The sequence below is a fragment of the Microbacterium sp. cf332 genome, from assembly GCF_900102175.1.
Taxonomy (GTDB): domain Bacteria; phylum Actinomycetota; class Actinomycetes; order Actinomycetales; family Microbacteriaceae; genus Microbacterium.
Genome location: NZ_FNKN01000006.1, coordinates 1 through 13811, shown reverse-complemented (window position 1 = coordinate 13811; position 13811 = coordinate 1). Strand labels below are relative to the sequence as shown.

Annotated in this window: 12 protein-coding genes and 2 rRNA genes; 5 read left to right on the top strand and 9 right to left on the bottom strand. The window is 69.1% G+C overall.

Going from position 1 to position 13811, the window contains the following annotated elements; translation table 11 throughout:
* Both BLT21_RS15460 and BLT21_RS15455 read right to left on the bottom strand, forming a co-directional pair.
* The coding region (locus BLT21_RS15460; RefSeq protein ID WP_371113462.1) for an L-ribulose-5-phosphate 4-epimerase at positions 1-530 on the bottom strand (530 nt) is incomplete at its 3' end.
* 159 nt (positions 531-689) lie between these two features.
* Positions 690-1697 (bottom strand): LacI family DNA-binding transcriptional regulator, encoded by a 1008-nt coding sequence (locus BLT21_RS15455; protein WP_091503958.1) that lies wholly within the window; start codon positions 1695-1697, stop codon positions 690-692.
* 184 nt (positions 1698-1881) lie between these two features.
* Here BLT21_RS15455 and BLT21_RS15450 point away from each other — a divergent pair, with 184 nt between their 5' ends.
* Positions 1882-2397, top strand: a complete 516-nt coding sequence (locus BLT21_RS15450) for a hypothetical protein (protein ID WP_091503955.1) — start codon at positions 1882-1884, stop codon at positions 2395-2397.
* Here the strand turns inward: BLT21_RS15450 and BLT21_RS15445 are convergent.
* Entirely contained in the window at positions 2390-3721 is a 1332-nt protein-coding gene (locus BLT21_RS15445; RefSeq protein WP_091503953.1) for a M20/M25/M40 family metallo-hydrolase, read from the bottom strand. The genes BLT21_RS15450 and BLT21_RS15445 overlap by 8 nt on opposite strands.
* A 51-nt stretch (positions 3722-3772) precedes the next feature.
* Here BLT21_RS15445 and BLT21_RS15440 point away from each other — a divergent pair, with 51 nt between their 5' ends.
* Positions 3773-4789, top strand: a complete 1017-nt coding sequence (locus BLT21_RS15440) for a Gfo/Idh/MocA family protein (RefSeq protein WP_091503951.1) — start codon at positions 3773-3775, stop codon at positions 4787-4789.
* Between the two features lie 16 nt (positions 4790-4805).
* Here BLT21_RS15440 and BLT21_RS15435 read toward each other — a convergent pair whose 3' ends face one another.
* Entirely contained in the window at positions 4806-6335 is a 1530-nt protein-coding gene (locus tag BLT21_RS15435) for a CitMHS family transporter (RefSeq protein WP_091503961.1), read from the bottom strand.
* Positions 6336-6488: 153 nt separating this feature from the next.
* Between BLT21_RS15435 and BLT21_RS15430 the strand changes: the two genes are divergently transcribed.
* Positions 6489-8165 (top strand): sensor histidine kinase, encoded by a 1677-nt coding sequence (locus BLT21_RS15430; protein WP_091503948.1) that lies wholly within the window; start codon positions 6489-6491, stop codon positions 8163-8165.
* A complete protein-coding gene (locus tag BLT21_RS15425; protein WP_091503946.1) occupies positions 8162-8815 on the top strand; it encodes a response regulator in 654 nt (217 codons plus the stop codon). Before BLT21_RS15430 ends, BLT21_RS15425 begins: the two co-directional genes overlap by 4 nt.
* On the opposite strand, the gene BLT21_RS15420 is transcribed toward BLT21_RS15425, so the two are convergent.
* Entirely contained in the window at positions 8794-9189 is a 396-nt protein-coding gene (locus BLT21_RS15420; RefSeq protein ID WP_091503944.1) for a DoxX family protein, read from the bottom strand. The two genes, BLT21_RS15425 and BLT21_RS15420, sit on opposite strands and share 22 nt — an antisense overlap.
* A gap of 68 nt (positions 9190-9257) precedes the next feature.
* Between BLT21_RS15420 and BLT21_RS15415 the strand changes: the two genes are divergently transcribed.
* Positions 9258-10382, top strand: a complete 1125-nt coding sequence (locus BLT21_RS15415; protein ID WP_091503942.1) for a class I SAM-dependent methyltransferase — start codon at positions 9258-9260, stop codon at positions 10380-10382.
* A 6-nt stretch (positions 10383-10388) separates the two neighbouring features.
* Here BLT21_RS15415 and BLT21_RS15410 read toward each other — a convergent pair whose 3' ends face one another.
* The 4 genes from BLT21_RS15410 to BLT21_RS15765 form a co-directional block, all read right to left on the bottom strand.
* Positions 10389-11411 (bottom strand): 1-aminocyclopropane-1-carboxylate deaminase, encoded by a 1023-nt coding sequence (locus BLT21_RS15410; RefSeq protein WP_091503940.1) that lies wholly within the window; start codon positions 11409-11411, stop codon positions 10389-10391.
* A gap of 24 nt (positions 11412-11435) precedes the next feature.
* Positions 11436-12092 carry a GntR family transcriptional regulator gene (locus BLT21_RS15405; protein WP_091503938.1) on the bottom strand — a complete coding sequence of 219 codons (657 nt, stop codon included), beginning with the start codon at positions 12090-12092 and terminating at the stop codon, positions 11436-11438.
* Between the two features lie 125 nt (positions 12093-12217).
* Positions 12218-12334 (bottom strand): 5S ribosomal RNA (gene rrf / locus BLT21_RS15400).
* Positions 12335-12433: 99 nt separating this feature from the next.
* A 23S ribosomal RNA gene (locus tag BLT21_RS15765) occupies positions 12434-13811 on the bottom strand; the annotation flags it as partial.

Here is a 13811-nt window from a genome sequence, read left to right as displayed (position 1 = left end):
CCATGATTCTGCATCAACACCGCACGAGAACGATGCCCCCGAAGCGTGTCCACGATCCCCCGACCGATCGAATCATCACCGATGATCGCGAACGGCCCCACCGGAACCGGACCCCCGAACTCATCCGCCATCGCCGTGACCACACACGGGATCTCCTCACCCCGCGCCGCCCACGCCACCGCATACGGCGAATGCGTGTGCACCACACCACCCACCTCGGGCATGTTCCGATACACATACGCGTGAGCCGCGGTATCACTCGACGGCGACCGATCACTACCCGGCGTCCCCGGCACCACAGTGCCATCCAGATCGCACACGATCATGTTCTCCGGAGCCAACTCCTCATACGACACCCCCGACGGCTTGATCACGAACAGATCAGCCCCCGGAACCCGCCCCGAGACGTTGCCCCCGGTCCACACCACCAGCCCGTACCGCACCAGCTCACCGTGCAACGACGCCACCTCGGCCCGAACCCGCGCCACCGCGACTTCGGCCTTCACGCCGTCGACGTACTCGCTGCTGATCGCTGCGTTGCGTGCCACTCGAGTGCTCCTTCGCCCTGCCTCCATCGGCGGGCCTCGATCGTGTGACAGTCGATGTGACCGTTCACATTGCGACACTATAGCCAGACCTCGAACGGGGATGTCAACTCCCGGCGTGTCTCGGATCGGTAACGGCGTACGTCAGCGCCGCGACGCGGTCGACGAGCGCACGACCAGCTCGGGCATCAGCACCGGCGGGGTCGCCTCGGCATCGGCCTGACCGAGCAGCAGGTCGACGCAGCGGCGGCCGAGCTCGGCGAAGTCCTGCCGCACGGTCGTCAGTGGCGGCCAGAAGTGCGCCGCCTCAGGGATGTCGTCGAACCCGACGATGCTGATGTCGCGCGGGCAGTCCAGCCCTTCGTCGCGGATCGCGTGGAGCAGTCCGAGCGCCATCTGGTCGTTCGACGAGAAGATCGCGGTGAAGTCCCGAACGCGCAGCAGCTCGCGGCCCGCGTAGTAGCCGAACTCGGCCGTCCAGTCCCCGAGGACGGGGGCGGTGGTCGGGATGTCGGAGTCGCTCATCTCCTCGAGGAAGCCGCGCATCCGCGCCTCCGCCTCGATCCAGTCCTGCGGCCCGGCGAGATGGTAGATCGACCGGTGCCCCAGCTCGATCAGGTGGCGCGTGGCCAGTCGTGCACCGGCGATCTGGTCGACCGAGAGGGCGTGGCCGGGGTCGAGTTCCGTCGACTGCAGGGTGACGTACGGGATGCCGATGGGCTGCGCCGCGAGCGCGCGGAACACGCGAACCTGCGGAGCGATGACGACGAGCCCCTCGACCGCCTGCGCCACGAGGTGGGCGAGACCGGCCTGGATCGACGCGGGCTCGCGCGCATCCACGTTCGCCGTCGAGACCCAATACCCGCGCTCCCGCGCTGCGGCCTCGATCGCTGCGATCGACGAGGCGGGTCCGTATTGCGTCGCCGACGACGTCAGCACGCCGATCGTCTGCGAGCGGCTCGTCACGAGGGCGCGCGCCGCACGATTCGGGCTGTAGTCGAGCTCCGCCATCACCGCGAGCACGCGTTCCTTGGTCTCGGCGCGGATACTCGCGTGATTGTTCAGGACGCGCGAGACGGTCTGATGCGAGACGCCGGCGAGACGCGCGACATCGCGGATGCTCGGGCGACGGCCCGCGGCGTCTTCGCTCATGGCTCCTCCGGCCGATGTGCACGTTCACATCGGTTCGAGCCCATTATGCACCGCGACCCCGGAAATTCCGGATCCCCGGATGTGACAGTCACACTCGGGAGAGACGCACCCATGTGACGAAACCCCGAGGTGTCACATCCCGGACGCTCTCGCCGCCACCCTCCACCCGACGTATGCTGACCGGATGTCCGACCTGGCGCGCTTCCTGCCTCTCAGCCACCGCAGCGCGGGCGACGACGCGGCGGCCCCATCGGACCGCCGAGCGCAGGTCGCGTCGGTGGTGACGCTCGCCGCCGCGGTGCTCACACACGAGCCCGCCCCGGCCACCGAGACGTTCCTGCGCGAGGCCGGTCTCGCCGGAGCGGACACGAGCGGATCGCTCTCACGCCTCGCCGAGACGATCGCGACCGGTCGCCGCCGCCGGATCGGCGACCTCACCCGGGTCGCCCGGGCCTACCTCGCTCTTCCCGCCGAACGCCGTGGCCCCCTCCCCTTCGCGGTCGCCGGCGCGGTCGCCCTCGCGGCCTCCACCCGTGCGCCGTTCGCACGTCGGGCAGCGATCGCGGGGCACACGGTGCGAGCCACCGACGCGGGCTGGACGTTCGGACGCGGCCCCGAGATCTCGGCGAGCGCCGACGACATCGTCGCCTTCCTCACCGGGCTGTCCGACACGCCGCCGCGGCGCAACCCGATCAGCTGAGCCGCAGCAGGTCGCGGTAGAAGTCGATGCCGCGCAGCCACACGTCCACCCGGATGCGCTCGTCGTGCGCGTGCAGCGCCTCGCGCTCCGCCGCCGTGAGCCGGAAGGGCGCGAAGCGGTACACGTTGTCGCTGATCGCGGTGAACCACCGACTGTCGCTCGCACCGAGCTGCAGGTACGGCGTCGCGACGATCTCGGAGCCCAGCGCCGACCCGACCGCCGTCGCGATGCGCCGCCACGGCTCTCCGCGCCACGGCGAGACGGGCGACGGGTCGGACCCGTGCCGCACGTCGACCTCGATGCGCGGATCGGCGATCGCGCGCCGGGCGCGCCGCGTCGCCGCCGCCACGGTGTCGCCCGTCAGCAGGCGGATGTTGACCGACGCACGGGCGGTCGTGGCGAGCACGTTCTCACCATCGGCGCCGCTCAGCTCGGTCGTCACGGCCGTGGTCCGCACGAGCGCGTTGGTCTCGGAACCAAAGCGGGGCAGCGCCCGCGCGAGCATCCCGCCGGTCAGCGCGATGTGCGAGAAGACGGCGCGGAACGGTTGGCGCGCGTACGGCGCGAGGGTGCGGAACATCGCACGAACCGGCGGCACCAGCCGCACGGGGGCGGGTCGCCGCTGCAGCCGGTCGATCGCGCGAGCGAGCCGTGCCGTGGCCGGCAGCGCGGGCGGCGTCGAGGCGTGGCCGCCGGCCTCGCGCGCGGTCAGCCCGAGTGTCATCACCCCGCGCTCGGCCACCCCGATCATGGCGGTCTCCACATCGACGCCGGGCACGGCCCCCGAGACGACGGCACCGCCCTCGTCGAGCACGAGGACGGGTCGGACGCCACGCGTGCGCAGCACGTCGACGATCGCCGGCGCCCCGGTGCCGGCGACCTCCTCGTCGTGTCCGAAGGCGAGATACACGTCCCGTGTCGGCGACCATCCGTCACCTACGAGCGTCTCGACGGCCTCGAGGATGGCCGCGAGCGCTCCCTTGTCGTCGATCGCGCCGCGAGCGTGAATCGTCGCGTCCGCTCCCTCGCCCGTGATCGTCGCGGCGAACGGCGGGTGCGCCCATTCCCCGGCCACCACGGGGACGACGTCGTAATGCGCCATCAGCACGAGCGGCTCCCGGGCTTCCGCCCCCCGCCAGCGGTAGAGCAGGGCGTGCTCTCCCACCGTCTCCCACTCGAGCGCCTCGTGCAGCGCGGGGTACAGGCGGGGAAGCGCCTCGCGGAAGGATGCGAACGCGGCGGCGTCGGTCTGCGACGGGTCGACGTGCGAGACGGTCGGGATGCGCAGGAGCTCGCGGAAGCGTTCGACGGCAGCGGTGTCCACGCCGCGAGCCTACGCCGCCCGCCGTGGCGTCTCGCTGGCTAGGCTCGCGTTATGACGAATCAGACGACGGCGTCCGACAGCTCGCACGCCGGCCTGCGCTGGGGCATCCTGGCGACGGGCGGCATCGCCCACGCATTCACCCGCGACCTGCGGACGGCGGGTCGCGAGGTCGTCGCGGTCGGCTCCCGCACACCGGAGTCCGCCTCCCGCTTCGCCGCCGAGCACGACATCCCGCACGCCCACGGCTCCTACGAGGAGCTGGCCGCCGATCCCGACGTCAACATCATCTACGTCGCCACCCCGCACCCCGGTCACCGGGATGCGGCGGCGCTCGCGATCCAGCACGGCAAGCACGTCCTGGTCGAGAAGCCGTTCACTCTGAACCGCGACGAGGCGGTGGCTTTGCGTGATCTCGCAGCGGACGCCGGGGTGCTGGTCATGGAGGCGATGTGGACGCGCTATCTGCCGCACATGGTGCGCCTGCGCGAGATCATCGACGCCGGCACCCTCGGCGATGTGCGCACGGTCGTCGCAGACCACACCCAGCGGATCTCCGACGCCCCGTCCCACCGCCTGAACGATCTCTCGCTCGGCGGCGGCGCGCTGCTCGATCTCGGCATCTACCCGGTGTCGTTCGTCTGCGACCTGCTGGGTCTCCCGACCGAGGTGCGAGCTGTCGCCCGCCTTCAGGAGACCGGTGCAGACGCCGAGGTCGCCACCGTGATGTCGCATCCGTCGGGCGCGATCTCGACGACTGTCTCGTCGTCGCGGGGCGCGGGCCCGAACACCGCCCACATCATCGGCACGGAGGCCCGCATCGAGATCTCCGGGGTCTGGTACGCCGCGACGGACTTCCGTGTCGTCGCGCACGACGGCACGGTCATCGAGGAGTACCGGACCGAGATCGACGGGCGCGGCATGCAGTTCCAGGCCCTCGAGGCCGAGGCCCTCGTCGCCGCCGGACGGATCGACGGCGACATCCTGCCGATCGACGAGACCGTCGGCATCATGGGCGTCCTCGACGACATCCGCGCGCAGATCGGTGTGCGCTACCCGCAGGAAGGCTGAGACGACGTACGGCAGGTCAGGCCGCGAACGGCACGACGCCCACCAGAACCGCGACCGCGAGCATGACCAGCGAGACGATCGCCGCACACCACAGGACCTTCTTGTGGTGGTCGCCGAGGTTGACGTTCGCGAGCGAGACCAGCAGCAGGATCGCGGGGACGAGCGGGCTCTGCAGGTGCACCGGCTGGCCGGTGATGGAGGCCCGCGCCATCTCCACGGGCTCGATGCCGTAGGTCGCGGCGCTTTCGGCCAGGATCGGCAGGATGCCGAAGTAGAACGCATCGTTCGACATGAAGAAGGTGAACGGGATCGACAGCACGCCGGTGATGACGGCGAGGTGCGGCCCCATCTGCGAGGGGATCACCTCGGTCACCCACGACGCCATCGCGGCGACCATGCCGGTGCCGTTGAGCACGCCCACCAGCACGCCGGCGGCGAGCACCATGGAGACCACGCCGACGATCGACGGCGCATGGGCGACGATCTCATCGGCCTGCTGCTTCAACTTCGGGAAGTTGATGATGAGCGCGAGAGCCGCACCGACCATGAAGACGTAGGCGAGCGGGAAGACGTCGAGCACCAGCAACACCATGACTGCGAGGGTGAGCACCAGGTTGACCCACACCAGGCGGGGACGGAGCGTCGCCCGGTTCGGGTCGAGCATCGTGTCGGCCATCGCGGTGTCGCGCTCCTCGACCCACTGCGCGGCCGGCACGGGGGTACGCCCGCGGACGGTGACGATGTTGCCGGTGCGCAGGGTCGCGAGCGCGCCGGGGCGGGGGTCGGCGCCGCGGAACAGCTTCGGCCCGCCGAGCACGCCGTCGCCCCCGCCGAGGCGTGAGGTGTCGATGCTGCCGGCCAGACGGCGACGCTCGGACAGCCCGAGGAACCAGGCGAAGGTCAGCGACACGACGATGCCCGCGGCGAGCGACGGGAGCATGGGCACGAAGACGTCGGTGGGTTGCAGCCCGAGTGCCGACGCGGCTCGCACCGTCGGTCCGCCCCAGGGGACGATGTTCATCGTGCCGTTCATCAGACCGGCGACGCAGGTGAGCACCACGGGGCTCATGCCGAGCCGCAGGTAGATCGGCAGCATCGCCGAGGTGGTGATGATGAAGGTCGTCGAGCCGTCGCCGTCGAGCGAGACGACCGCGGCGAGCACCGCTGTGCCGAGCACGACCTTCGCGGGGTCGTCCTTGAGGACACGGGTGATGACGCGGATGAGAGGATCGAAGAGCCCGACGTCGATCATGATGCCGAAGTACATGATCGCGAACATCAGGAGTGCGGCGGTCGGCGCCATGCTCGTGATGGCGTCGATGATCATGTCGCCCAGGCCGAGGCCGGCCCCGGCGAACAGCCCGAACGCCGTCGGCACCACGATGAGCGCCACCATGGGCGTGAGCCGACGGGTCATGATGAGCGCCATGAAGGTGAGCACCATGGTGAACCCGAGGGCGACGAGGACGCCTTCGGACGGGATGAAGGCGAGGTCGTAGCCCTCCTCGGCCGCCGCAGCGGACACCAGGGACAGGGGGTTGGTCATGTCGACTCCTTCGTCGGCCGGCGCACGCGCGGGCGGTGCGATCGGTCGAATGTAGATCGCGGCCACCGTGTGGCGCGCGCTTGGGTGCATTCCCGGCACTTGAGCGCGTAGCGTGTGTTCTGCGCATTCTGCGCGCGCACGAGGAGAGGTCGGATGCGGTTCACGACGCGACTCTTCCTGGTGCAGCTCGCCGTCGTCGCGGTGGTGCTCGTCGTGTGCACGGCCGCGTTCGCCGTCATCGCGGTGTCCCAGGTCCGGGGCGCCGCCGAGGAGAACGCCCTCAACATCGCCCGATCGGTCGCTGCGGCGCCCGACGTGCGCGACGAGGTGACCCGGTGGTCGGACGATCCCGGCACGCCCGCCGCGCGCGATCTCGTCGATGGCCCGCTGCAGCGCACCGCGGAGGCCGTCGCCGAGCGCACCGACGCCCTGTTCGTCGTCATCACCGACGATCACGGCATCCGTCTGGCGCACCCGAACACCGACCGGCTCGGCGAGACGGTGTCCACGCCGTTCGACCGCGTGCTCGCGGGTTCGGAGGTCATCGATTGGGAGGTCGGCACCCTCGGACGGTCGGCGCGGGCGAAGGTGCCGATCACGCCGGCGGGCGGCGGGGCTCCGGTCGGCGAGGTGAGTGTGGGTTTCGAGGAGGGCAGCGTGCTCGACGGCCTGCCCGCGGTCCTCCTGGCGACGGGCGTCGCGGCGCTCGTCGCGCTCGGGGTCGGGATCGCGGCGGGATCCGTCCTCCGTCGGCGCTGGGAGAAGACGACGCTCGGACTGCAACCCGAGGAGCTGACGGCGCTCGTGCAGCAGCAGAGCGCTGTGCTCGACGGCATCGGCGACGGCGTGCTCGCGCTCGACGAAAACGGGGTCGTCCGGGTCGCCTCGGAGGCGGCGGAACGCCTGCTGCGCATCGACGGGGCCGTCGGCCGCCCGCTGGCGGCGCTACCGCTGCCCGCCGCCGTCATGGCGGCGATCACTGCGGGGCTGCCGCTGCACCGTGTCGCCGTCGGCCCGCGCGTGCTGACGATCGACGTGCACCCGGTGCGTCGCGGCGGTCGCGAGCTGGGTGACGTCGTCATCGTCCGCGACGATACGGACGTCGCGGAACTGGGCGAGCAGCTCTCGTCGGTCCAGACGGTCACGGGCGCTCTCCGCGTGCAGCGGCACGAGTTCTCGAACCGGCTGCACGTCGCTGCCGGACTGATCGATGCCGAGCGTGTCGACGACGCCCGCGCGTTCCTCGACGAACTGCTCGAGCGCGGCAGCGTCGCGGCGCCGGTCGCGCACATCGATCGCATCGACGACCTCTTCCTCCAGGCGCTCCTGGCAGCCAAAGCGAGCGAGGCGGCCGCGGCGGGCGTCGCCGTCGCGGTCGGCGAGGACACGCTCGTCCTCGGCGAGCTCGCCCGCGTCGAGGACGCCGCCGCCGTCATCGGCAACCTCATCGACAACGCCGTCACCGCGGCCGGTCGCGGCGACGAGCCCCGCCTGGTGGAGGTGACTTTCCTCGGCGACGGCGACGCGCTGGTGGTGACCGTGGCCGACTCGGGTCCGGGCGTGGCCGTGGGCCGCGATGTCTTCGCCCCGAGCGCAGGTCCCGAAGATGACCGCGTCCGCGGTAGAGGGATCGGCCTGCCCCTGTCGCGCGAGCTCGCGCGCCGGCTGGGCGGCGACGTATGGGTGATCGACCCGGGCGGGCCGGCATCCGTCGACGGCATCGCCGCTGTCACCGGCGCCGTATTCGCAGCGCGCCTCCCGGGCGTCCTGCGCCCCTCCGCGGTCCCGGCCCCGGGGACCGCGCGACCTGACGAGGAGACCGAATCATGACCACCGCTCCCCCGCTGCGCGTCCTCGTCGTCGACGACGACTTCCGCGTCGCCGGCCTCCACCGCGACGCCGTCGATGCGGTCGCGGGCTTCCGCGCCCTCGAGCCGGCACGGTCGATCGCCGCGGCGCGGGCGGCGATCGACGAGCACCGGCCCGACCTCGTGCTCGTCGACAACTACCTGCCGGACGGCGAGGGCGTCGAGCTCGTGCGCTCCGTCGATGTCGACGCATTCGTGCTCTCGGCCGCGACCGAGGCCGATACCGTCCGTCGCGCGCTCCGCGCCGGCGCCGTCGGCTACCTCATCAAGCCCTTCGACGCCCGCGCACTCCGCGAGCGCCTCGAGCGGTACGCTCGCTACCGCAACCTGCTCGATACCGCTGAGCTCGAGCAGGACGACATCGACCGTGCGCTCTCGATCGTCCACGGCGGCCCCGCCACGACGACCCGCTCGGCCACGGAGCAGATGATCCTCTCGGCGCTCGGCGATCGCGAGGCCTCGGCCGGCGAGATCGCGGCCGATTGCGGCATCTCACGCGCGACGGCGCAGCGCCACCTGGCGGGCATGGCGGCACGCGGTGTCGTCGAGGTGCGCTTGCGATACGGGTCGACGGGACGGCCCGAGCACCGCTACGCGGCGTCGCGCGGCTGACGCGTCGACCACCAGGCCCACGCGACGAGCAGCGGCTGGAAGAAGAGACGCACGAAGCGACGACGGTCGGTATCGAGCCCGAAGGCGCTGCGCCTCTTGCGCCACTGGTCGACGTTGCCCGGGAAGACGGCGATGAAGAACGCCGCCAAGAACGCGCCCACCCGCTGCCGCTCACGCGGCAGAGTCAGGAGCGCCACTCCGAACAGCGCCTCGACGGCGCCCGACGCGACGACCACGCCGTCGCGATCGATCGGCGACTTGTCGACGACGATGTCGGGAACCTGCGCCTGGAAGTCCCGGCGTGCCCAGAAGAGATGACTCAGGCCGGCGAAGATCATGGCTCCGGCGAGCAGCCAGCGCAGTGCGGTTCTCATACGACCAGTGTGTGCCGCGTCGCCCGCCACAGCCACGGCTTGCGCGACGGCCGCACTAGGCTTACCGGGTGTCCGGCTCGTTCGATCCCTCGCAGTTGAGCAGGTGGCCCGATGCCGAGGGGCCGGGCCTCGTCGCCGCTGACGCGGCCGACCTCCTCCTCCTCGACGAATCGGCGGCGGCACGCGCGGCGGTCGGGGCCGGAGAGCTCGTCGTCATCGGAGACGGGTACGGAGCCCTGACGCTCGGTGCCGCGGCCGACGGTGCTGCCGATATCCGCGTCCATCAGGACGCCCTCAGCGGCGAGGCGGCACTCGCGGCGAACGCGGCACGACTCGCGCCAGATGCCCGCTTCTCGTCGCACGGGCTCGAGCCCGCCCTTCTCTCGGGCGCGCGCATCGTGCTGCTCCGACTCCCCCGCTCGCTCGAGGCCCTCGCCGACATCGCGGCGACGATCGCCGCATCGTCGGCGCCCGACGTCGTGGTGTTCGCGGGTGGTCGCGTCAAGCACATGACACTCGCGATGAACGATGTGCTGCGTGCGTCGTTCGAGCGCCTGGACGTGACGCACGCCCGCGGCAAGTCGCGAGTGCTCATCGCTCGTCGGCCGCGTCCCGTCGCACTCCCCGTCGCCCGGGCGGCGAACGTCGGCGGTCTCGAGATCCGAGCGTTCGGGGGCGCGTTCGCCGGTCCGCGCGTCGACATCGGGACGCGGCTGCTGCTCACGCACCTCCCGACTCCGGCGGTGGGCGGGACATCGGCGGATCCCTGGATCGACTTCGCGTGCGGCACTGGAGTGATCGCCGCGACGTGGGCGTCACGTCGCCCCGACGTCCACGTGTACGCGTCGGATCATTCGGCGGCAGCGGTCGCGTCGGCCCGCGCCACCGCCGCGGCGAACGGCGTGGCGGAGCGGGTCGAGGTCGTGCGTGACGACCTGCTGTCACGCCGTCCCGACGACAGCGCCTCGCTCATCGCCCTCAACCCGCCGTTCCACTCCGGTTCGGCCGTCAGCGACCGTGTGGCCCCGCGGCTCTTCCGCGATGCCGCGCGCGTCCTGCGCTCCGGGGGCGAGCTGTGGTGCGTCTGGAACTCGGCCCTGCGCTACCGCGCCGAACTCGAGCGCACCATCGGTCCCACGCGGCAGATCGCCCGCGATCCGAAGTTCACGGTCACCGTGTCGACCCGCCGCTGACACGACTCAGTGGTAGCGACCGCTGTACGCGTTGATCGCCTGCTGTCCGCCCAGGTGCGCGTAAAGCACATTCGACCCTGCCGGGATCTCTCTCGACGACACGAGGTCGATGAGCCCTGCCATCGACTTGCCCTCGTAGACCGGATCGAGGATGACGCCCTCGAGACGACCGGTGAGGTAGATCGCCTCGTCGGTGGAGGCGACGGGGATGCCGTACCTCTCACCCGCCCATCCCTCGAGCACCTGGATCTCGTCCTCGCGCAGATCGCGGCCCACACCGATGAGCTCGGCCGTGCGCCGAGCGATTCGCGACACCTGATCCCGCGTCTTGTCGATCGTCGCCGATGCATCGATGCCGAGCACACGCCGCGGACGGTCTCCGAAGTTCTCGGCGAGGTCTGCGAACCCGGCGAGCATGCCCGCGTGAGTCGACCCGGTGACCGTGCACACCACGATCGTGTCGAAGAAGACCCCCAGCTGCTCCTCCTGCTCTCGCACCTCGTGCGCCCAGTTCGCGAAACCCAGACCGCCGAGCCGGTGGTCGCTGGCGCCGGCCGGGATGGCGTACGGCCTGCCGCCGGCGGCTTCGACGTCGGCGATCGCGTCCTTCCACGAATCGCGGAACCCGATGTCGAACCCGGCGGGCGACAGACGAACGTCGGCGCCCATGAGGCGCGAGAGCAGGATGTTGCCGACGCGATCGTTCACCGCATCCGGCCAGTCGACCCAGTTCTCCTGCACGACGACGGCCTTCAGCCCGAGATGTGCGGCAACCGCCGCCACCTGGCGCGTGTGGTTCGATTGGATGCCGCCGATCGAGACGAGCGTGTCGGCGCCCTGAGCGAGCGCGTCGGGCACGATGTACTCCAGCTTGCGCACCTTGTTGCCGCCGTACGCGAGTCCGCTCGACACGTCCTCGCGCTTCGCCCAGATCCGAGCGCCCCCGAGATGGGCTGTCAGGCGATCGAGCGGGTGCACCGGGCTGGGCCCGAAGGTGAGCGGGTGGCGAGGGAAATCGGCGAGGGTCATCAGTACTCCTGGAGTCGGTGGAGCTCAGGCGGGATCGGGGTGGGTCAGGATGCGTTCGAGGGTGAGCCAGTTCTCGCGAGTCGCCCGCGCCGCCGCCTCGGCGTCGCCGGACGCGCACGCCTCGACGATGAGCTGGTGAGCGGCGACGGAGTCGCGCCCCGCGAGACTCGAGAACCGGGTCCGTTCCAGGCGGCGCAGCAGCGGGGTGACCTGCTCGAGTAGAGGGCCGAGCAGAGGGTTCGCACTGGCCGCCACGGCGACGCGGTGGAATTCGTCATCCGCAGCGAGAGCCGCGTCGACGTCCGCGGCGCGCAGCGCGGCGGCGAAACGATCATTGGCCGACCGCATCGCAGCGAGATCTCCCGCTGTCAGCTGCGACACGGCCTCACGAACGGCGAGCTCGTGCAGTGCGGCCGCGATGCGTTGCGCCGCGAGTGCCTCGCGCTCGTCGAGCGGGGCGACCTCTGTCGCCTTCGCACGCCGCGTCCGCACCAGACCCGCGGTCTCGAGCCGGGCGATGGCTTCACGGATCGGAGTCCTGCTGACACCCAGCCACTCCTCCAGCTCGGAGTCCCGCAGACGCGCGCCCGGTTCGAGACGCCCGCTCACGATCGCGTCACGCAGGGCCACATAGGCGTGGTCGCGAAGTGACGCCGGTCGAGGGACGGGTGGCAGCGACATGCAATATATTACACACGAGAAGCCGATAGTCGTCAAATCGCGTGGGTAGCCCGGGCCGTACCCGAGAACGGCCCGAGGATACGAGAAAGGGCCACCCAGCGTTGGGTGGCCCTTTCACGAAAGAAGTCCGGCGGTGTCCTACTCTCCCACAGGGTCCCCCCTGCAGTACCATCGGCGCTGTGAGGCTTAGCTTCCGGGTTCGGAATGTAACCGGGCGTTTCCCTCACGCTATGGCCGCCGAAACACTATTGATGTTTCAGTCTGCACAACGATTGATCGTTATGCGGTTCTCGACCGTACATCGAGAACCACTCAGTGGACGCAAGCACCAAAAACGGTGTGTTATCAAGTCATCGGCTTATTAGTACCGGTCAGCTTCACGTGTTACCACGCTTCCACATCCGGCCTATCAACCCAGTAGTCTGGCTGGGAGCCTCTCGCCCGAAGGCATGGAAATCTCATCTTGAGGCCGGCTTCCCGCTTAGATGCTTTCAGCGGTTATCCATCCCGAACGTAGCTAACCAGCGGTGCTCCTGGCGGAACAACTGGCACACCAGAGGTTCGTCCAACCCGGTCCTCTCGTACTAGGGTCAGATCCTCTCAAATTTCCTACGCGCGCAGCGGATAGGGACCGAACTGTCTCACGACGTTCTAAACCCAGCTCGCGTACCGCTTTAATGGGCGAACAGCCCAACCCTTGGGACCTACTCCAGCCCCAGGATGCGACGAGCCGACATCGAGGTGCCAAACCATGCCGTCGATATGGACTCTTGGGCAAGATCAGCCTGTTATCCCCGAGGTACCTTTTATCCGTTGAGCGACAGCGCTTCCACAAGCCACTGCCGGATCACTAGTCCCGACTTTCGTCCCTGCTCGACCTGTCAGTCTCACAGTCAAGCTCCCTTGTGCACTTACACTCGCCACCTGATTGCCAACCAGGTTGAGGGAACCTTTGGGCGCCTCCGTTACTTTTTGGGAGGCAACCGCCCCAGTTAAACTACCCACCAGGCACTGTCCCTGAACCGGATTACGGTTCGAAGTTAGATATCCAGAGTGACCAGAGTGGTATTTCAACAATGACTCCACGGTAACTGGCGTCACCGCTTCAAAGTCTCCCACCTATCCTACACAAGCCACACCGAACACCAATACCAAGCTGTAGTAAAGGTCACGGGGTCTTTCCGTCCTGCTGCGCGTAACGAGCATCTTTACTCGTAGTGCAATTTCGCCGAGTTCGCGGTTGAGACAGTTGGGAAGTCGTTACGCCATTCGTGCAGGTCGGAACTTACCCGACAAGGAATTTCGCTACCTTAGGATGGTTATAGTTACCACCGCCGTTTACTGGGGCTTAAATTCTCAGCTTCGCCTTGCGGCTAACCGGTCCTCTTAACCTTCCAGCACCGGGCAGGCGTCAGTCCGTATACATCGTCTTGCGACTTGGCACGGACCTGTGTTTTTAGTAAACAGTCGCTACCCACTAGTCTCTGCGGCCTCCACACCCTTTCGGAGTAAATCCTAATAAGTGGAAGGCCCCCCTTCTCCCGAAGTTACGGGGGCATTTTGCCGAGTTCCTTAACCACGATTCTCTCGATCTCCTTAGTATTCTCTACCTGACCACCTGAGTCGGTTTGGGGTACGGGCAGCTAGAACCTCGCGTCGATGCTTTTCTCGGCAGCATAGGATCACCCACTTTTTATCCGCATCGTGTCTCAGCCATCA